The organism is Priestia endophytica DSM 13796 (genome assembly GCF_900115845.1).
GTDB lineage: Bacteria > Bacillota > Bacilli > Bacillales > Bacillaceae_H > Bacillus_I > Bacillus_I endophytica.
Genome location: NZ_FOXX01000020.1, coordinates 35,080 through 54,401, shown reverse-complemented (window position 1 = coordinate 54,401; position 19,322 = coordinate 35,080). Strand labels below are relative to the sequence as shown.

The 19,322-nt window shown below is 35.8% G+C and carries 24 protein-coding genes and 2 rRNA genes; 25 read left to right on the top strand and 1 reads right to left on the bottom strand.

Annotated elements, in window-relative coordinates:
• The 13 genes from BM012_RS23195 to rsmI form a co-directional block, all read left to right on the top strand.
• Window positions 1-112: ribosomal RNA gene (locus BM012_RS23195) — 23S ribosomal RNA — on the top strand; the annotation flags it as partial.
• 71 nt (window positions 113-183) lie between these two features.
• Window positions 184-299, top strand: a 5S ribosomal RNA gene (gene rrf / locus BM012_RS23190).
• A 222-nt stretch (window positions 300-521) separates the two neighbouring features.
• Complete coding sequence (locus BM012_RS23185; RefSeq protein ID WP_061803119.1) at window positions 522-713, top strand: sigma factor G inhibitor Gin; 192 nt, start codon at window positions 522-524, stop codon at window positions 711-713.
• A gap of 115 nt (window positions 714-828) precedes the next feature.
• Window positions 829-2,280, top strand: coding sequence for an aminotransferase class I/II-fold pyridoxal phosphate-dependent enzyme (locus BM012_RS23180; RefSeq protein WP_061803120.1), 1,452 nt, complete (start codon window positions 829-831; stop codon window positions 2,278-2,280).
• Complete coding sequence (gene tmk / locus BM012_RS23175; RefSeq protein ID WP_061803121.1) at window positions 2,277-2,906, top strand: dTMP kinase; 630 nt, start codon at window positions 2,277-2,279, stop codon at window positions 2,904-2,906. The genes BM012_RS23180 and tmk overlap by 4 nt, the downstream gene beginning before the upstream one ends.
• Before the next feature lie 85 nt (window positions 2,907-2,991).
• Window positions 2,992-3,321: a cyclic-di-AMP receptor gene (locus BM012_RS23170; RefSeq protein ID WP_061803122.1), complete on the top strand. Its 330-nt coding sequence runs from the start codon at window positions 2,992-2,994 to the stop codon at window positions 3,319-3,321.
• Window positions 3,322-3,336: 15 nt separating this feature from the next.
• Complete coding sequence (locus BM012_RS23165) at window positions 3,337-3,777, top strand: YaaR family protein (RefSeq protein ID WP_061803123.1); 441 nt, start codon at window positions 3,337-3,339, stop codon at window positions 3,775-3,777.
• Window positions 3,778-3,793: 16 nt separating this feature from the next.
• A complete protein-coding gene (gene holB, locus BM012_RS23160; RefSeq protein ID WP_074842912.1) occupies window positions 3,794-4,786 on the top strand; it encodes a DNA polymerase III subunit delta' in 993 nt (330 codons plus the stop codon).
• A gap of 4 nt (window positions 4,787-4,790) precedes the next feature.
• Window positions 4,791-5,621 (top strand): PSP1 domain-containing protein, encoded by an 831-nt coding sequence (locus tag BM012_RS23155; RefSeq protein ID WP_019395142.1) that lies wholly within the window; start codon window positions 4,791-4,793, stop codon window positions 5,619-5,621.
• Between the two features lie 11 nt (window positions 5,622-5,632).
• A complete protein-coding gene (gene yabA / locus BM012_RS23150) occupies window positions 5,633-5,977 on the top strand; it encodes a DNA replication initiation control protein YabA (RefSeq protein WP_061803124.1) in 345 nt (114 codons plus the stop codon).
• Between the two features lie 58 nt (window positions 5,978-6,035).
• The gene (locus BM012_RS23145) at window positions 6,036-6,776 is read left to right on the top strand and encodes a tRNA1(Val) (adenine(37)-N6)-methyltransferase (RefSeq protein WP_061803125.1); all 741 of its coding nucleotides are present in this window, start codon (window positions 6,036-6,038) and stop codon (window positions 6,774-6,776) included.
• Window positions 6,769-7,026: a GIY-YIG nuclease family protein gene (locus BM012_RS23140; RefSeq protein ID WP_061803126.1), complete on the top strand. Its 258-nt coding sequence runs from the start codon at window positions 6,769-6,771 to the stop codon at window positions 7,024-7,026. The genes BM012_RS23145 and BM012_RS23140 overlap by 8 nt, the downstream gene beginning before the upstream one ends.
• Window positions 7,026-7,898 (top strand): 16S rRNA (cytidine(1402)-2'-O)-methyltransferase, encoded by an 873-nt coding sequence (gene rsmI / locus BM012_RS23135; protein WP_061803127.1) that lies wholly within the window; start codon window positions 7,026-7,028, stop codon window positions 7,896-7,898. Before BM012_RS23140 ends, rsmI begins: the two co-directional genes overlap by 1 nt.
• A 26-nt stretch (window positions 7,899-7,924) precedes the next feature.
• On the opposite strand, the gene BM012_RS23130 is transcribed toward rsmI, so the two are convergent.
• On the bottom strand, window positions 7,925-8,209 hold the full coding sequence (locus BM012_RS23130) for a transition state genes transcriptional regulator AbrB (RefSeq protein WP_019395137.1): 285 nt from the start codon (window positions 8,207-8,209) through the stop codon (window positions 7,925-7,927).
• A gap of 646 nt (window positions 8,210-8,855) precedes the next feature.
• Between BM012_RS23130 and metG the strand changes: the two genes are divergently transcribed.
• From metG to spoVG, 12 genes are all read left to right on the top strand, one after another.
• Window positions 8,856-10,811, top strand: coding sequence for a methionine--tRNA ligase (metG, locus tag BM012_RS23125; protein ID WP_061803128.1), 1,956 nt, complete (start codon window positions 8,856-8,858; stop codon window positions 10,809-10,811).
• A 98-nt stretch (window positions 10,812-10,909) separates the two neighbouring features.
• A complete protein-coding gene (locus BM012_RS23120) occupies window positions 10,910-11,680 on the top strand; it encodes a TatD family hydrolase (protein ID WP_061803129.1) in 771 nt (256 codons plus the stop codon).
• Window positions 11,681-11,902: 222 nt separating this feature from the next.
• Window positions 11,903-13,117, top strand: coding sequence for a G5 and 3D domain-containing protein (locus BM012_RS23115; RefSeq protein WP_061803130.1), 1,215 nt, complete (start codon window positions 11,903-11,905; stop codon window positions 13,115-13,117).
• 123 nt (window positions 13,118-13,240) lie between these two features.
• A complete protein-coding gene (gene rnmV / locus BM012_RS23110) occupies window positions 13,241-13,795 on the top strand; it encodes a ribonuclease M5 (protein ID WP_172460186.1) in 555 nt (184 codons plus the stop codon).
• 1 nt (window position 13,796) lies between these two features.
• Window positions 13,797-14,672, top strand: coding sequence for a 16S rRNA (adenine(1518)-N(6)/adenine(1519)-N(6))-dimethyltransferase RsmA (gene rsmA, locus BM012_RS23105; protein ID WP_061803132.1), 876 nt, complete (start codon window positions 13,797-13,799; stop codon window positions 14,670-14,672).
• 103 nt (window positions 14,673-14,775) lie between these two features.
• Window positions 14,776-15,639 carry a sporulation peptidase YabG gene (yabG, locus tag BM012_RS23100; protein WP_061803133.1) on the top strand — a complete coding sequence of 288 codons (864 nt, stop codon included), beginning with the start codon at window positions 14,776-14,778 and terminating at the stop codon, window positions 15,637-15,639.
• A gap of 182 nt (window positions 15,640-15,821) precedes the next feature.
• On the top strand, window positions 15,822-16,079 hold the full coding sequence (gene veg, locus BM012_RS23095) for a biofilm formation stimulator Veg (RefSeq protein WP_019395129.1): 258 nt from the start codon (window positions 15,822-15,824) through the stop codon (window positions 16,077-16,079).
• A gap of 112 nt (window positions 16,080-16,191) precedes the next feature.
• Window positions 16,192-16,365 (top strand): alpha/beta-type small acid-soluble spore protein, encoded by a 174-nt coding sequence (locus BM012_RS23090; RefSeq protein ID WP_061803134.1) that lies wholly within the window; start codon window positions 16,192-16,194, stop codon window positions 16,363-16,365.
• 142 nt (window positions 16,366-16,507) lie between these two features.
• Complete coding sequence (ispE, locus tag BM012_RS23085) at window positions 16,508-17,374, top strand: 4-(cytidine 5'-diphospho)-2-C-methyl-D-erythritol kinase (protein WP_019395127.1); 867 nt, start codon at window positions 16,508-16,510, stop codon at window positions 17,372-17,374.
• A gap of 55 nt (window positions 17,375-17,429) precedes the next feature.
• On the top strand, window positions 17,430-18,254 hold the full coding sequence (gene purR, locus BM012_RS23080; RefSeq protein WP_019395126.1) for a pur operon repressor: 825 nt from the start codon (window positions 17,430-17,432) through the stop codon (window positions 18,252-18,254).
• Window positions 18,255-18,275: 21 nt separating this feature from the next.
• Complete coding sequence (locus tag BM012_RS23075; RefSeq protein WP_061803135.1) at window positions 18,276-18,650, top strand: RidA family protein; 375 nt, start codon at window positions 18,276-18,278, stop codon at window positions 18,648-18,650.
• Between the two features lie 214 nt (window positions 18,651-18,864).
• The gene (spoVG, locus tag BM012_RS23070) at window positions 18,865-19,155 is read left to right on the top strand and encodes a septation regulator SpoVG (protein ID WP_019395124.1); all 291 of its coding nucleotides are present in this window, start codon (window positions 18,865-18,867) and stop codon (window positions 19,153-19,155) included.
• Window positions 19,156-19,322: the final 167 nt, after the last annotated feature.

The window sequence follows — 19,322 nt, the reverse complement described above, 5'->3', positions numbered from 1 at the left end:
TCCCATTCTTCGGAAGTAAGATCCCTGAGAGACGATCAGGTAGATAGGTTAGAGGTGGAAGCATGGTGACATGTGGAGCTGACTAATACTAATCGATCGAGGACTTAACCTAAGAATTGATCATAATCGGATATGTTTTTCCTTGCGCTTGTTATTTAGTTTTGAGTGAACAACTCTATATAGTCTGGTAACCATAGCCAAGAGGTCACACCTGTTCCCATGCCGAACACAGAAGTTAAGCTCTTGAGCGCCGATGGTAGTTGGGACTTTGTCCCTGTGAGAGTAGGACGTTGCCAGGCATCATAGAAAAAAGGCTGATCTATAATAGATCAGCCTTTTTATGTATTTACAAAGAAAAGATATGTTGTCTTCATTTATGGACCATGCACTAGAAGAATGTACTCTTCATATAATACGCTAATTAGTATTTCAGCCTATAATCTAGTTATCTTAAACTCTCTTAATGTGTATATTCTCTAAAGTGCTGGTTATACTGTATTAGTAAGAGGAGGGAGAAATGAATGAAGACGAATCATCAAAAAGAACAATGTATGGTATGTGAGGAATATAGAGAAGAAGGAATTAGGGTATTATTTTCTTTCCTATGTAGAGACTGTGAGAAAGAAATTGTGGATACAGAAACAAATGAAGTAATGTATGATTACTATGTGAAAAAACTAAAGCGAATGAATACATCTAAAGTTGAATTATAGTCTGCTTCTTATTTTAATAAAGAAGCAGTCTTTTTTTTATCGTTATTCTATTGTTTCGCAAGTTCTTTTTATTTGCTACTATTGGTTAAGAGAGATAAAAAAGGAATTGATGAAAATGACATCTCAATCAAACACTCCATTATATTCTAAATTAGTAGACCATATGAGAACAGAACCTTCTTCTTATCATGTGCCAGGACATAAAAATGGAGAGGTCTTTCCTCTTCTTGGAAAATCACTTTTTCACGATTTATTGAAAATAGATGCAACAGAAATAACGGATCTTGATGATCTTCACGCTCCCGAAGGTGTGATTAAAGAAGCACAGGACTTAGCCAAAGAGCTATATAAAGTAGAGCAAACTTTCTTTTTAGTTAACGGTTCAACAGCTGGTAATCTTGCTTCAATTATGTCAGTATGCAAGGATGGCGAACAGATTCTCGTTCAACGTGATTCTCATAAATCTATTTTAAATGCCTTGAAGTTAACAGGAGCCCACCCTTTATTTTTAACTCCAGAGATTGATTCTCAAACTGGATTGTCACTAGGAATAACAGAAGATGATATAAAGCATGCTATTGAGAATTATCCAAACGTTAAAGCTATAGTACTTACAAATCCAAGCTATTACGGTGTTTCTAATAATCTTTGTTCCATTATTAAGCATGCACATGCTAAGGGGATACCAGTTATTGTAGATGAAGCACACGGAGCTCATTTTATTTTAAATGGCTTTCCGATGTCATCTGTCAGTTTAGGAGCAGATATAGTAATTCAATCAGCTCATAAAACATTACCAGCAATGACAATGGGATCATACTTACATGTTCAAGGTGACCTTATTGATAAGGAAGAACTTTCTTACTTTTTATCAATACTTCAATCAAGTAGTCCTTCATATCCTATTATGGCTTCTTTAGATTTAGCTCGCTTTTATCTATTCTCTTTATTAGGGAAAGAAGATTATATTCTTCATTCATTAAAGAAATTTAGAGAAGAAATAGCTTGTATAGACGGTATAACTGTCCTAAATCCTGATTATGTTAATATTAGTCATGATCCCCTAAAGCTTTCTATAAGTCTTGATGGATTATCAGGTTATGACCTTCAAGCTTTATTAGAACAGCGAGGTATATATTGTGAGTTGGCAAATGAAAAGAGCGTACTACTTATTTTGCCGTTAAAAACAAATTTTTATGATGAAAAATTGATCCATAACCTTAAAGAGATTGCTGTACAACAAGTGTCTCAATGTCGGGAACAGGCAGTTTCTAGCTTCTTCTTACATAACTTTAGAAAAAATGTACATCCTCTAGATGTGACATATCAAGAAGGGAAAATCCTGAAAAGAAGAAGGGTTCATATAGATGAGGCAAAAGGAAAAGTAACAGCTAGAAATATAATCCCTTATCCACCTGGAATTCCTCTTTTCATGGAGGGAGAGAAGTTAGGGGAAGATGGGATTTCTTACTTAAAAAAATTAATAAATGAAAATGTACATATTCAAGGAATACAAAAGCCTGAAAATGTAATTGAGATTTTTGTACGAGAGGACGAGGAAGTATGACAGAACGTTTTATTACCTTTGAAGGACCTGAAGGAGCAGGGAAAACTACTATTATAAATAAGCTACAGGAAGAATTAGAAAGTCGCAGTATTCCAGCTATTTTTACAAGAGAACCTGGGGGAATCGAAATCTCCGAGAAGATTAGAAGCATCATTCTAGACAAAGAGCATACAACAATGGATGGCAGAACAGAGGCTCTTCTCTATGCCGCAGCAAGACGTCAACATTTAGTTGAAAAGGTTATACCTTCTTTAAAAGAGGGAAAGTATGTTATATGTGACAGGTTTATTGATAGTTCTTTAGCTTATCAAGGTTACGCAAGAGAAATTGGCCTAGAAGATATTTTTTCTATTAATTCTTTTGCAGTTGATGGCTATATGCCTGATATTACATTTTACTTAGACCTTGATGTTGAAGCAGGATTAGAAAGAATAAATCAAAATAAAGATCGAGAGGTAAATCGCCTTGATTTAGAAACATTAAGTTTTCATAGGAAAGTTAGAGAAGGTTATCTAACTCTTCAAGAGAAATTTCCAGAAAGAATCATAAAGATTGATGCAGATCGAACAGTTTCTGAAGTTTTTGAAGATGTACTTTATCATTTTCAAAGGAAGTATAAACTCTGAAACATTTCGTCATTAGAGAAAATTTCTTGATATAATAAAGGAAAATATGAGAACTATATAACCTTATGGAAAGGGAGTATGTAAAATGAAACTTGTTATAGTAGTGGTTCAAGATGCAGACAGCACAAAATTTTTAGATGCGCTCGTAGAAAATAATTTTCGTGCTACAAAGCTTTCGAGTTCAGGGGGATTCTTGAAATCTGGAAATACAACGCTTATGATTGGTACAGATGATGATCGTGTTGATGAGCTTTTAGAGGTAATTAAGAATAACTGCCAAAACCGCAAGAAATTCGTTTCTCCACTTTCACCTATGGGTGGTAACGTAGATTCTTATATTCCATACCCTGTAGAAGTAGAAGTTGGTGGTGCAACAGTCTTTGTATTACCAGTTGAAGCCTTCCATCAGTTCTAAAATGAAGGGATAAAAATGAAAATTAATCAAGATGCTCCATTATATATTGAGCAAGGTAGACAACAAAGTCAGAAGGTCACGTCTTCCCCGCTAAAATTTCAGGACCTCGTTGGGAAACAGGCAAATAAACTACAGCTGCAACAGCTACAGCAGCTTATGGCAGGAATTGAAGATCAAGGACAGCGCCTTGCTCACTCTCGAACATTACGGGAAATGGCTAAATATAAGATGCTTATAAGGCGTTTTATTAAGGAAGCTGTAGAATTTGGATTAGATCTTAAGGATTCTAGAAGTTTTAGTTATGATGGACAGACCCAAAAACTAACAACTGTTGAAGAGATTGATGAAAAGTTAATAGAGCTTACTAAGGATATAACAAATCAACAAGCAAACTCGATCTCTTTACTAAAAACGTTGGGTGAAATTAAAGGCCTTTTAATTAATTTATATATGTAATTTGAAGTGAGTGAAAATCGTGAAAACATGGAGAGAACTTGAAGACATTCAACCAAAAGTGATGAAAATGATTGAGAACAGTTTAAACAAGGGACGTGTCTCGCATGCATACTTATTTGAAGGCGGACGAGGCACAGGAAAGAAAGATGTAAGCTTTCAAATGGCTAAAAGTTTGTTTTGTACAAATAGGGATGGAGCCAAACCTTGTTCTACTTGTTCAAATTGTAGACGTATTGAATCACAGAATCATCCTGACGTTCATTTCATTTCTCCTGAAGGTCAGTCTATTAAAAAAGAGCAAATTCAATATTTACAAGCAGAGTTTCAGAGGACAGGTGTAGAGTCAAGAAAGAAGCTCTATATTATCGAGCATGTTAACAAGATGACGCCAAACGCAGCAAACAGTTTATTAAAGTTTTTAGAAGAGCCGCATGCAGACACATATGCTATCTTATTAACTGAGCAGGTTCATCAGTTACTTGATACAATTGTGTCAAGATGCCAAGTACTTTCATTTCAACCACTTACTCCACAGGTTTTAGTTGATACCCTTGTTGAACATAGCGTCTCTCCTTCTACTGCACAGTTATTATCTCACTTAACGAATAGCCTTGAAGAAGCTTTACAGTTAAATGAAGATGAATGGTTTGGACTTGCAGGAAAGTTAGTGATAAAATTAAATGAAACATTAGTAACAAGACCAGAACAAGCTCTGTTTTTTATCCAGGAGCAGTGGATTTCCCATTTCAAGGATAAAGAACAGTATGAGAAAGGCTTGCATCTCCTTTTACTATTGTATAGAGATTTAGTGCAGTTACAGGCTGATAATGAACAGACTATCGCTTTTATAGGTTATAGAGAACAACTTAAGAAGCAGGCTTTGCAAACAACACAAAGAAAAAGTGTTCAACGTTTGGAAGCTGTGCTAAAAGCTAAGCAGAAGCTAAGCTCCAATATGAATCCACAGCTATTAATAGAGGAGCTGGTGTTGGAATTACAGGAGGGATAGGAGCTTGTATGAAGTAGTAGGTGTTCGCTTTAAAAAAGCGGGGAAAATATATTATTTTGATCCAGGAGAGCTTAAGGTTGATAATGGAGAATATGTTATCGTTGAAACTGTTCGAGGGGTCGAGTTCGGAAAAGTAGTCATTGGCAGCAAAAAAGTTGAAGAGGATGATATTGTTCTTCCACTGAAGAAAGTGATCCGAATTGCTAATGTAAAAGATAAATTGAGCGTAGAAGAAAACCGACAAGCAACAAAGAAGGCTTATGAGATATGCGTAGAGAAAATTGCTTATCATAAACTTGAAATGAAACTTGTAGACGTTGAGTATACGTTTGATCGAAATAAAGTAATTTTTTATTTTACTGCGGACGGACGCATTGATTTCCGTGAATTAGTTAAAGACTTAGCTTCTATTTTTAGAACACGGATTGAACTTCGCCAGATTGGTGTAAGGGATGAAGCCAAACTTTTAGGTGGTATCGGACCTTGTGGTCGCATGCTTTGTTGTTCTACATTTTTAGGAGACTTTGAACCTGTGTCTATTAAGATGGCAAAAGACCAAAGTTTATCTTTAAATCCTACAAAGATTTCAGGGTTATGTGGCCGTTTGATGTGCTGCTTAAAATATGAGAATGATGAGTATGAGAGTGCAAAAGAAGAATTACCTGATGTAGGAGAGTCTATTAATACGCCAAATGGAAAAGGGCGCGTTGTTGGGCTGAACTTACTAGAACGTATTTTACAAGTAGAACTCTCTGACCGAGAGCGGGTTGTGGAATATACGTTAGATGAAATTATGCATGAAGGGGCTATTTCCATTCAAGCCACTGATCAATGAGGTGTATAGGTTTGGATAAGAAAGAGATATTAGATTCTGTAATGGGTATGGAAGAGCAGATTGGATATCTGTCAAAACAGCTAGGAAGCTTAAAAGAACATCTTGCTGAACTCATTGAAGAAAACCATCACGTGACGTTAGAGAACAAACATCTACGAGAGAGACTTGAAAGAACGGAAACCAAATTAAAATCCAAAAAACCAAAAGAAAATGTACAAAAACAAATTGATATTGGTGAAGGATATGATAATTTAGCTCGTTTGTATCAAGAAGGTTTTCATATTTGCAATGTTCACTACGGAAGTGTTCGGAAAGAAGATTGTCTTTTTTGCTTATCTTTTCTAAATAAAAAGTAAAAGGGGTGCCTAAGGGCACCCTTTTATACGGCTTTAAAAGCAAGAAAGGGAAATGATAATGGTCAATTTAAAACATGATGAGCGTTTGGATTACTTATTAGGAGAAGAGCGTTTGCGTATTATTCAAAGTCCAACTGTCTTCTCCTTTTCTTTAGATGCCGTTTTGTTGGCTAAATTCACATATGTGCCAATTCAAAAAGGAAATATTATCGATTTATGTACAGGAAATGGGGTTATTCCTTTTCTTTTATCAACACGCTCTAAAGCATCAATTACTGGAGTTGAAATTCAGGAGCGACTCTATGATATGGCTACTAGAAGTAATGAATATAATGAGCTACAAAAGCAAATCTCTTTTATTTTAGGTGACTTAAAAGAGATGCCAGCAACGCTCGGCACAGGAAAATATGATGTTGTAACATGTAATCCTCCATATTTTCCAACTCCTCAAAAGGAGGAAAGAAACAAGAATGAACATTATGCTATTGCAAGACACGAGATTTTATGTAATTTAGAAGATGTTATCAAAGCGAGTAGTGCCCTTGTGAAACAAGGAGGGAAAGTAGCGCTTGTTCATAGACCGGGACGTTTGTTAGATATTATAACCTTAATGAGAGAGTATCGTTTGGAACCGAAAAGAATTCAATTTGTTTATCCGAAGGAAGGGAAAGAAGCGAACACCCTCCTTGTAGAAGGAATAAAAGATGGGAAACCTGATTTAAAAATCTTACCGCCTCTATTCGTGTACAATGAAAAAAATGAATATACAAAGGAATTGAACAAAATTCTTTATGGGTGAGCATTTTTTCTATGTTTTAGAATGTCGGGATAAGAGTTTTTACGGTGGATATACAAATAACATGGAAAGACGATTAACAGTGCATAATGAAGGTAAAGGCGCAAAGTATACTCGTGCCCGCCGTCCTGTCGTTTTATTGTACAAAGAAGAATTTGAAACAAAAAGTGAGGCAATGAAAGCAGAATATGCTTTTAAAAAACTAACGAGAAAAGAAAAAGAGCGGTTTTTAGAAGAAAGGAAGAATGAATGATGTGGCAACAAAAAAGCTATCAGCAAAATAGTGAAAAAGGGTCATTATATTTAGTTCCAACTCCAATTGGAAATCTAGAAGATATGACATTTCGTGCTATTCGTTCATTAAAAGAAGCAGATTACATTGCAGCAGAAGATACGAGACAAACAAGGAAGCTCTGCAACCATTTTGAGATTGAGAAGAGCATTATAAGCTACCATGAACATAATAAACAACAAAAAGGAAAAGAAATCATTCATGATTTGCTGCAAGGTAAAACAATTGCTCTTGTAAGCGATGCAGGTATGCCATGTATCTCAGACCCTGGAGTTGATCTTGTTGAACTAGCTTTACAAGAAGAAATTGCAGTTATTCCATTACCAGGTGCAAATGCAGCTCTAACGTCTCTTATTGCTTCTGGCTTAAATACAGAGCATTTTATGTTTTATGGATTTTTACCTCGGCAAAAGAAACACCGTAAGGAAATTATAGAAGAGCTAAATAAGGAAAGAAGAACCCTTATTTTTTATGAGGCTCCACACCGATTAAAAGAAATGCTTCTAGCTATTCATGATGGAATGGGAAACCGCAAAGCAGTCATTTCACGAGAGCTTACAAAGAAATTTGAAGAGTTTATTAGAGGTTCACTAGATGAATTAATTGATTGGTGTAATGATGGAGAAGTACGCGGTGAATTTTGCATTATAGTCGAAGGGAATCAAGGAGATATAAAAGATGATAAAGAAGTCTGGTGGGTTTCTTTATCGATAATTGAACATGTTGATCATTATATACATAAAGGTCAATCAAATAAGGAAGCACTAAAAAGTGTTGCAAAAGATCGGGGAATATCGAAAAGAGAAGTTTATCAAGATTATCATATAAAATAAAAAAGAGAGGAATTCCTCTCTTTTTTTTATTTTGAAGACTCTAAGTTATCTTGAATTTCTTTAATAATTTGTTCTGCACCTTCACGGCTTAAGATTAGACGACCATTAGCAATTTGCATGTTATCGTCAGAAACTTCACCTGTTACTTGGCAAGTCATGTTTGGTTTGTACTTTTTAAGGATAATGCGGTCCTCATCCACATAAATTTCAAGAGCATCCTTTTCAGCAATACCAAGTGTACGACGTAATTCGATTGGAATTACTACACGACCCAATTCATCAACTTTACGAACAATACCTGTAGATTTCATAATTAGTTTCTCCTCCCATGAATAAGCTTTCTCTATATAATTTCGTCAATATTCGACATTTTCTTCTCTGATTTATCATATCAGGATTTCCAAAAGCAGTCAATAATTTATTTCGAAATTGAGCTATTTTATTTAAAAAAAGCTAATTTCAGTAAAAATAGGATATTTAAAGGGATAAAGTACCTTATAAGGTTTAAAATTGTTTAAAATAAGCCTAATATTTACTTTAATTATATTTTATTGAATTAAGCAAAGTTTGACAAGAAATATGCATATTTCGACACGAAACGACAAAATTGGTTTTTTTTACTACCGTTAAAACAAAATGAAAGGAGAGGTGTATCTTTAAAGAAAGTGGGAGAGGATGATAGGAGACTATCTTTTATAAAGGAAGCTAGCTTAATTCTATTGAAGATACCCCTTTTAAAAAGCATTGAGAAAATAGTAATATAGTATATAGAAGAAATTTATTTCATTCATATAAAAGTGAGAAAACTTTCTCAATGCCGGCAAAGGAAAAAAGCGTAGAGAAAGAGCTTTATGTGTGCGCTTTTACTTTTTCTATGATATAACACTCGTATCTAGACGGCTCATAAATACATTCGACATTATATTGATAAAGAAATTAATGGAGGTTTGGCGACATATGACAGAGCAGAAACAAAGTTTTTACATTACGACCCCTATCTACTATCCAAGCGGTAACCTGCATATTGGACATGCTTATACAACGGTAGCTGGGGATGCAATGGCTCGCTATAAACGTTTAAAGGGGTTTGACGTATATTATCTTACAGGAACAGATGAGCATGGACAAAAAATTCAGCGTAAAGCAGAAGAACAAGGGATTACTCCTATTGAGTATGTAGACAATATCGTATCTGGTATTAAATCTCTTTGGAGTAAATTGGATATTTCATATAATGACTTTATCCGTACAACAGAAGAACGTCATAAAGTTGTTGTTGAAAAGATTTTTGATCAACTTGTAAAACAAGGCGACATCTATCTAGACGAATATGAAGGATGGTACTGTACTCCTTGTGAATCATTCTTTACAGATCGTCAGCTTGAGGATGGAAAATGTCCAGATTGTGGCCGTCCAGTAGAGAAAGTTCGAGAAGAATCTTATTTCTTTAAAATGAGTAAATATGCAGATCGTTTACTACAATTTTATGAAGAAAATCCAACGTTCATTCAACCAGAATCTCGTAAAAATGAAATGATCAATAACTTTATTAAACCAGGTCTTGAAGACTTAGCGGTTTCTCGTACAAGCTTTGAGTGGGGAATTAAAGTTCCAAACAATCCTAAGCATGTTGTGTACGTATGGATTGATGCTCTATCAAACTATATTACAGCACTTGGCTATGGAACAGATGATGATACAAAATACCAAAAATATTGGCCAGCAAACGTTCATCTTGTTGGAAAAGAAATTGTACGTTTCCATACTATTTATTGGCCAATTATGTTAATGGCATTAGATTTGCCATTGCCAAACAAAGTATTTGCACATGGTTGGTTATTAATGAAAGATGGAAAGATGTCAAAATCAAAAGGAAATGTTGTTGATCCTGTTACTCTTATTGATCGCTATGGATTAGATGCATTACGCTATTATCTATTACGTGAAGTTCCATTTGGTTCTGATGGAGTCTTTACACCGGAAGGATTTGTTGAGCGTACAAACTTTGATTTAGCAAACGACTTAGGAAATCTTGTGAACCGTACGATTGCGATGATTAACAAGTATTTTGATGGTGAGATCCCGGCTTACAGTGGACCTGTAACAGAATTTGATGAAACTCTTTCTGTATTCCAAAAACAAACGGTTACAAAATATGAAGAAGCAATGGAAAAAATGGAGTTCTCTGTTGCTCTAACAGCTCTATGGCAATTTGTAAGCCGTACGAATAAGTATATTGATGAAACACAGCCATGGGTTCTTGCAAAAGAAGAGGATAAAACGAATCTTGCATCTGTTATGGCTCATTTGGCAGAATCTATTCGTCATATGGCGATTCTTTTACAACCTTTCTTAACTCAAGCACCAAAAGGCATTTTTGCTCAACTTGGACTTGAAGATGAGAAACTTCAAGCATGGGAAAGCCTTCAACAATTCGGAGCAATCCCAGCAGGTGTAAAAGTAGTGAAAAAAGGGCAGCCTCTTTTCCCACGTTTAGATGTGGAAGCTGAGGTGGCTTATATTAAAGAGCAAATGCAAGGTAGCGCTCCAGCTCCAAAGGAAGAGAAGAAAGAAGAAAAGCAGGAAAGCCCAGAAATCACAATTGATGATTTTATGAAAGTGGACCTTCGTGTTGCTCAAGTTCTAAAAGCAGAACCTGTTAAAAAAGCAGACAAGCTACTAAAAATTCAACTTGATCTTGGTTATGAACAGCGTCAAGTTGTGTCAGGTATTGCCAAGTTCTATAAAACTGAAGATTTGGTGGGGAAAAAAGTTATTTGTGTAACTAACTTAAAACCTGTTAAACTTCGCGGAGAACTTTCACAAGGTATGATTTTAGCAGGGGAAGAAAACGGCGTATTGTCTCTAGCTTCTGTTGATCAAACACTAGAAAATGGTGCCCGTGTGAAGTAAAGATGAATTAGCCTCTTCAATTTTTGAAGAGGCTCCTTTTTTACTTTAAAATAGACGTAGTTTCATGTGAAACGAAAAAGATAGAAGAGGTGTTGATTTTGTTATTTGATACACATGTTCACTTAAATGCAGATCAATTTGATGAAGACTTAGAAGAAGTGATTAATCGAGCTCTTGAAGCAGATGTTAAGCAAATGGTTGTTGTTGGATTTGATCGTCCAACAATTACGAAAGCAATGGAGCTTGTAGAAAAATATGATTTCCTGTATGCAAGTGTTGGTTGGCATCCTGTTGATGCAATTGATATGAAAGATGAAGATTTAGAATGGATTGAAGAGCTATCAGCACATCCAAAAGTTGTAGCAATCGGAGAAATGGGATTAGATTATCATTGGGATAAGTCTCCAAAAGATGTGCAAAAAGAAGTTTTTCGTCGTCAGGTTCGTTTAGCTCGTAAAGTAAATCTTCCTATCATCATTCATAATCGTGAAGCAACAGAAGATGTGGTCGAGATTCTAAAAGAAGAGAAAGTTGAAGAAGTTGGCGGGATTATGCACTGCTTTAGTGGAAGTCTTGAAACAGCTAAAGAATGTATAGATATGAACATGCATATCTCATTTGGTGGACCGGTTACATTTAAAAATGCAAAAAAACCGAAAGAAGTGGCAGCAGAGATTCCACTTGATCGATTATTAATTGAAACAGACTGTCCTTATCTTGCTCCACACCCAAATCGTGGAAAGCGAAATGAACCGAGTTACGTTACACTTGTAGCTGAACAAATTGCTGAATTAAGAGGTATTAGTTACCAAGAGCTAACAGAAAAAACAACTGAGAATGCCCAAAAATTATTCGGCATAAATCGATAAATTTTTTAACATTTCTTAAACAGAGCTGTCCGTAAACTCAATGTTTAAAAAGGGTTCTACTCGTCTCCTTCTTCTCATAGGATAGCCTTGTCGACAAGTTGTTCTTCCATTCCACTAGCCTTTTAGACATAATATACTATATCCCTAGCATGGTTAGCGGAGGGTTGACAAGTTGTAGAGGACTCTATATAATCTTCGCGAGAGAAGGAGGCGTTTTTCATCGTGTTAAGAAGTATGAAAAAGCTGTTACCTAATCCTACTCTAAACAAAAGGTTTTTGACGATTGCAGTGAGTATCGCAGCCTTTTTATGTTTAGTAGGATTCGCCGGTTTTAAGGCGAGCCAAACTTCTGTTTCTTTCAGCGCAGACGGCAAAAAAGAAAAATTAAGGACAAATGCCGATACAGTAGAAGAATTGCTGGAAGAACAACATATCAAAGTCAAGGATCAAGATTATCTATCACATAAATTATCAACAGATCTTAAGGAAGGGATGAATGTATCTTGGATACCATCTCGACCCATACAGTTGACTATTGATGACAAGAAGGAAAAGGTATGGACAACAGCAGATACAGTAGAAGGATTATTAAAACAAGAAGGAATAAAGTTGAACGAACATGACAAAGTAAGTCCTAGCCTTAAGAAAGGGATTGAAAAAAATAATCAAGTTCAAATCAACAAAGCCTTTCAATTCACTTTCCACTATAAAGGAGAAACAAAGAAAGTGTGGTCAACTTCGACTACGGTCGCTGACTTTTTAGCCCATCATAAAATACAAAAGGACGATATGGATCAAGTGAATCCAAGTTTATCTACTAAAGTCGAACCAGGTATGAATGTAACGTATACAGATATTGAAAAAGTCACCGATGTAGTGGAAGAACCAGTGAATCATGCTGTTGTAAAAAAAGAAGACCCAACGCTGCCTAAAGGACAAGAGAAGGTTCTTAAAGAGGGACAAGATGGGGTTGTAAAGAAGGAATATGAGATTACGAAAGAAAACGGTCAAAATGTTTCGAAAGAGCTCTTAACAGAAGAGCCTTTAAAAGAGAAACAGGACCGTGTTATTGCTGTTGGTGCAAAAGTTGATAAACCAGTTTCCCAGACAGCTGGTGTCGTAAATGTGTCTTCAAAAGGACAGTCTGGAGAAGAAATTACTGTTTCAGCAACCGCATATACAGCTTCATGTAATGGGTGTTCAGGTACAACAGCAAATGGCATGAATTTAAAAGCAAACCCAAATGCAAAAGTTATTGCTGTTGATCCAAACGTTATACCACTTGGAAGTAAGGTATATGTAGAAGGTTATGGATATGCAACGGCTGCAGACACAGGTGGAGCTATTAAAGGTAACCGAATTGATGTATTTTTTGCTGATAAATCACAGGCCTATAAATGGGGTCGTCGAAATATAACCGTTCGAGTTGTAAATTAATATATAATAGATGAAAGATGCAGAGGGGATTTTTCTCCTCTGTCTTTTTTAGGTTAAAATAAGGTATGTTCTAATATATAAGACGAAACAGATTGAGGAAAGTTTCACCATATGGAGGAAAAAATGAAAATCAAAGAAATTATTGTTGTTGAAGGAAGAGATGACACTACGGCTGTACAACAAGCTGTTGAAGCAGATACAATTGAGACTAATGGTTCCGCTATTAATAAAGCTACAATTGCAAAAATTCAACTCGCTCAACAAACACGAGGTGTTATTGTATTCACAGATCCTGATTATCCAGGAGAGCGGATACGTAAAATTATTAGTGAACATGTTAAAGGATGTAAGCATGCTTTTTTACCAAAACAGCAAGCAAAGCCGAAGAAAGGGAGAGGTCTTGGTGTTGAGCATGCTTCAAGAAAAGATATTCGTGATGCTCTTCAAAATGTGTATGAAGAATTTATTGATATTGAGGAAGAAATTACACATCAAGATCTTATGATTGCAGGTTTGATTGGCGGTAGTGCAGCAAAAAAAAGAAGAGAAATACTAGGGCAGTTTCTGAAGATTGGTTATGCAAATGGAAAACAGCTGCATAAACGACTTCTCATGTTTCAAATTACAAAAGAACAATTCAAAGAAGCAATGGTACGTGTGCTAGAGGAGGAAAAGTAAGATGAAAGATATTGCAACCCCATCGAGAACAAATGAGATATTAAAAAAATATGGATTCACATTTAAAAAAAGTTTAGGTCAAAATTTCCTTATAGATCCTAATATTTTAACAAGTATTGTTCGTTATGCAGAGCTTGATGATAAAAAAGGTGCGATTGAGATTGGACCGGGAATTGGAGCCTTAACAGAGCATTTGGCAAGGACTGCAAAGAAGGTTGTAGCCTTTGAAATTGATCAACGTTTGCTTCCTATTCTAGATGAAACATTAGCTCCTTATGATAACGTGGAAGTCTTGAACCAAGATGTTCTAAAGGCAGATCTCAAAAGTGTATTAGAAGAACAGTTTGCAGGAATAGAAGATATTATGGTTGTAGCAAACCTTCCTTACTATGTGACAACTCCTATTTTGATGAAACTATTAGAAGAAGAGCTTCCGCTTGAAGGTATTGTTGTTATGCTTCAAAAAGAAGTCGGAGACCGCATTTCGGCTAAACCTGGTACAAAAAGTTATGGATCTCTTTCAGTAGCTATTCAATACTATTCTGAACCTGAAACAGTTATGACAGTGCCAAAAACGGTATTTAACCCACAACCGAACGTTGATTCATCTGTTATTCGCTTAAAAATGCGTAAGACCCCACCTGTTAAACTTGATGATTCAGCTTATTTCTTTACGGTTGTCCGTGCTTGTTTTGGACAACGTCGTAAAACAATATTAAATAATTTAACGAATAATTTAGAAGACGGAAAGAAATATAAAAAAGAAATTGAAGAGGCTCTTCAATCTACAAATATTGATCCAAAGCGTCGAGGAGAAACATTGACAATTGAAGAGTTTGCTCTTTTAAGTAATACGTTAAAACGCACGATTGGATAAAAATAACGAGTAGGCAATCACCTTTTCCACACATATTCATACTCTATGGTTAGATAAGTTTGTTTTAACAAATCGACTTTGAGGCTGTGACGGAGTGAATAACATGAATATTAATGTTGGTGATATCGTTGCAAGATCTTCTTATAACAGAGATGTACTATTCAGAGTAATTGATATTCAGGGGGAAATTGCTGTTTTATATGGAGAAGAAGTGAGGCTAGTGGCGGATGCTCCGCTTGATGACCTAGAAGCAGTTCAGAAGCAAGAGTATATGGATAGAAAGTCCAAAGAAGAGCAGCGCATCCAGCGCTCTTTTTCCCTTATTAAACAAGATTATGAACTAACACGAGAGCAAAGTGAATATGAAGCAACAAATGGGTATGAGGAAGAAAAACGTTTTTTTCAACTGCCAGGCAAAGTGCTTCACGTCGACGGAGATGCTAGCTACTTACAAAAGTGTTTAACTTTTTATGAGAAGCTTAACATTCCTGTTTATGGAGTGCATTGCTTGGAGAAGGAAATGCCTCAAAAAGTCCCTGCTTTAATTGACGAAATACGCCCTGACATCCTTGTTATTACAGGACATGATGCTTATTCTAAATCAAAAGGGAAAAAAGGGGAAATTGAGGCCTATAGACACTCAAAACATTTTGTGGAAACAGTGCATGAAGTGCGTAAAAGAATTCCTAATTTAGATCAGCTTGTTATCTTTGCAGGTGCTTGTCAATCACACTTTGAGTCCCTTATTGGAGTTGGAGCAAATTTTGCAAGTTCTCCCTCTCGAGTGAACATTCATGCTCTAGATCCTGTGTATATTGTGGCTAAAATTAGCTTTACACCCTTTACTGAACGTATTCGGGTATGGGATGTATTACGCAATACGTTGACAGGGGAAAAAGGAATAGGTGGAATAGAAACGAAAGGCCTTCTTCGTACTGGTATGCCTTATAATATCTTAGAAGAATGAGTTCTCTCAGGCTGCATGCCTAGGGGACTTTTTTTGTACATAAATTTCGAAAAATAGAAAATAATAATTTTGATAGGATATAGGCGAAATACATATTGACAATATCTATGTACAATTGTTATAATTTTAAATTTGACTCATTGCATGATTCGTGCTATAATGAAGTCAGCGAGGTGGATAGCATGGGAAAAACTTTGGCAGAGATTAAGCAAACATTGGATTTGCAATTGGGAAAGCGCCTTACTTTAAAAGCAAATGGTGGAAGAAGAAAAACCATTGAACGTTCTGGGGTTTTAACAGAAACATATCCGTCTGTTTTTATCGTAGAGCTAGACCAGGCTGAAAACTCTCTTGAGCGAGTGTCTTATAGCTACACAGATATTTTAACGGATACGGTTCAACTAAAGTTCTTTGAAGATCCAGCTAACGGTTTAGCATAGCATAAGCGGGCAGTAAACTTTTGTTTGCTGCTTTTTATTTTGTTTTTCTTGTACATACTAAAACAAGACATCTTTTTGATGTCTATGAGCGCAGTCTTGAAGGAGGATTAGTATGGCGAGAAGACGAATACTTTCGAATAAAGCAAAAGAGGAAATAGCAAAAGAACTTGGGTTCTATGATACTGTAAAAGAACAAGGGTATGGAGCCATAACTTCGAAGGATGCAGGAAACATTGTGAAAAGAGCAGTCGAGATTGCAAAAGCAGGGCTTAATAAGCAAGTATAAATTGGAAAGAAAGAGAAAAAGCCAAAGCCATGCGCTTTGGCTTTTTTGTATAGGCACGAATTTGTCGAATTAAAGACATTCAAATTGTATAATTTATGATAAAATAGCCTTAAACTTGTAGTACGTGGAGTAGGTGAAGAGAATGAAGCTTTCAATGAAAGCACCAGCAAAAATAAATTTATCATTAGATGTATTAGGCAAACGTCCTGATGGGTTTCACGAAGTAGAAATGATTATGACTACAATTGATCTTTCAGATCGAATTGAGCTTGAAGATAGATATGATGGAAAAATATATGTTTCTTCTCACAATCGATATGTACCAGATGATCAGCGGAATTTAGCTTATCAGGCAGCTCAACTATTAAAAGAGCGCTTCAAAGTTTCAAGAGGGGTAACGATTACAATCACAAAAATTATCCCTGTTGCAGCAGGATTAGCTGGAGGAAGCAGTGATGCAGCCGCTACTTTAAAAGGACTAAACCGTTTATGGAATTTAGGTTTGTCAGTAGATCAGTTAGCTGAAATTGGAGCAGAGATTGGTTCTGATGTTTCATTTTGCGTATACGGAGGAACAGCTCTTGCAACAGGTCGTGGAGAAGTGATTCAACATATCGATCATCCTCCAAAATGTTGGGTAGTATTAGCAAAACCTGAACTAGGGGTTTCAACCGCAGAAGTTTACCGTAACTTGAATTTAAAAAACATCGAGCATCCTGATGTACATGGAATGGTTGATGCATTAAAAGAGAAAGATTACGATAAAATGTGTAATCTTGTTGGAAATGTATTGGAAACTGTAACATTAAATCTGTATCCAGAAGTATCTCAGATTAAAGAACAGATGATTAAGTTTGGCGCAGATGCTGTTTTAATGAGCGGAAGCGGTCCCACTGTTTTTGGTCTTGTTCAATATGATTCTCGTATGCAACGTGTGTACAACGGATTGAAAGGTTTTTGCGATAAAGTGTACGCTGTACGCATCATAGGAGAAAGAGTAGTTGATTAAAACCGTATCATAGTGTTATATTTACTTTAAAACATACGGATTTTAGGAGGAAGAGATGAAGTTTAGACGCAGTGGACGACTTATTGATATGACTCATTATTTTCTTCAGCATCCAAGACGGCTTATTCCATTAACATACTTTGCCGATAAGTATAAATCAGCAAAATCATCTATTAGTGAAGACATGGTTATTGTTAAACAAACTTTTGAACAGCAAGGCATCGGAACATTGATTACGCTTCCAGGAGCTGCGGGAGGCGTGAAATTCATTCCAAAAACATCAAAAGAAGAAGCGAAAGCTTTTGTTGATGATTTGTGCGAAATGATTGAAAGCCCTGAACGTTTACTTCCAGGTGGCTACTTATATTTAACAGATATCTTAGGTAACCCAAAAGTTGTAAACAAAATTGGACGTTTATTTGCTTCGACTTTTGCGAATCGAGATATCGATGTTGTAATGACCGTAGCTACAAAAGGAATTCCGCTTGCATATGCTGTTGCTCAATATTTAAATGTACCTGTTGTAATTGTACGTAAGGATAGTAAAGTAACAGAAGGTTCAACAGTGAGCATTAATTATGTTTCAGGATCTTCTAAGCGCATTCAAACAATGCTGCTTGCTAAAAGAAGCTTAAGCATTGGGTCTCGCGTTCTTATTATTGATGATTTTATGAAAGCAGGCGGGACTGTAAATGGAATGATAAGCTTGCTTGAAGAATTTCAGGCTACAGTTGAAGGCATTGGCGTTCTTGTCGAATCAGAAGACATTGAGGAACGTCTTGTTGATGAATATATCTCTCTTGTGAAACTTTGTGATGTTGATACAAGAGGAAAGCAAGTAAGAGTAACAGAAGGCAATTACTTTCAATATTATTCATAAGAAACCTGAGGGGGAAAACGTATGCGCTACATACAAACAGATCAAGCACCGCAAGCAATTGGACCATATTCACAAGGAATTATTGTAAATAATATGCTTTATAGCTCAGGACAAATCCCATTGAGAGCAGATGGAACCCTTGTTGAAGGAAGTATTGAAGAGCAAACAGAGCAAGTCTTTGCAAATCTTCAAGCAATTCTAGAAGAAGCAGGAGCTTCATTTGATACAGTTGTTAAAACAATGGTCTTTCTAGATGATATCAATGACTTTCAAGCTGTAAATGAAGTGTATGGCTGCTACTTTGCTGAACATAAACCAGCTCGTTCTTGTGTAGAAGTTGCGAATCTTCCTAAAGGAGTAGGAATTGAAATTGAAGTTATTGCTCTTGTAAAGTAAGAAAGTAAAGAAAAACTCCCCACAAATTACAATTTGTGGGGAGTTTTTCTATTTTATCACCTTGAAAAGAAGAAAAATCCATCTATTTTTAAAATAATAAAAGATAATGATCTATTTTTTCTGATTTTTAGGAAAAATTTTTGTAGAAGAGAAGGAGATTAGAAAATTCTGTGGAATTATTATGGTAAAGCTTCATGAAAAGGTGGTGAACAGGATGGAAGTAACTGACGTAAGATTACGCCGTGTTAACACAGACGGACGTATGCGAGCTATCGCTTCAATCACATTGGACAACGAGTTCGTAGTACATGATATTAGAGTCATCGATGGAAATAACGGATTGTTTGTAGCTATGCCAAGCAAACGCACTCCAGATGGAGAGTTCCGTGATATTGCCCATCCAATCAACTCAACTACTCGAGGTAAAATTCAAGATGCTGTTTTAGCAGAATATCACCGATTAGGTGAACTAGAAGTTGAATTTGAAGAAGCAGGAGCTTCATAATGATATTTAAAAAGAGCCTATATTTATAGGCTCTTATTTTTGGTTTTTTTCCTCCAAAATCTTCTTGTAAACCCTTTCTTCATAAAAAACTCTGTAAAAAATATGTACTTTTCATCGTTTTCTTGAAATACCTTCATATTTAAGATATATTTTTAATGGATAAAAAG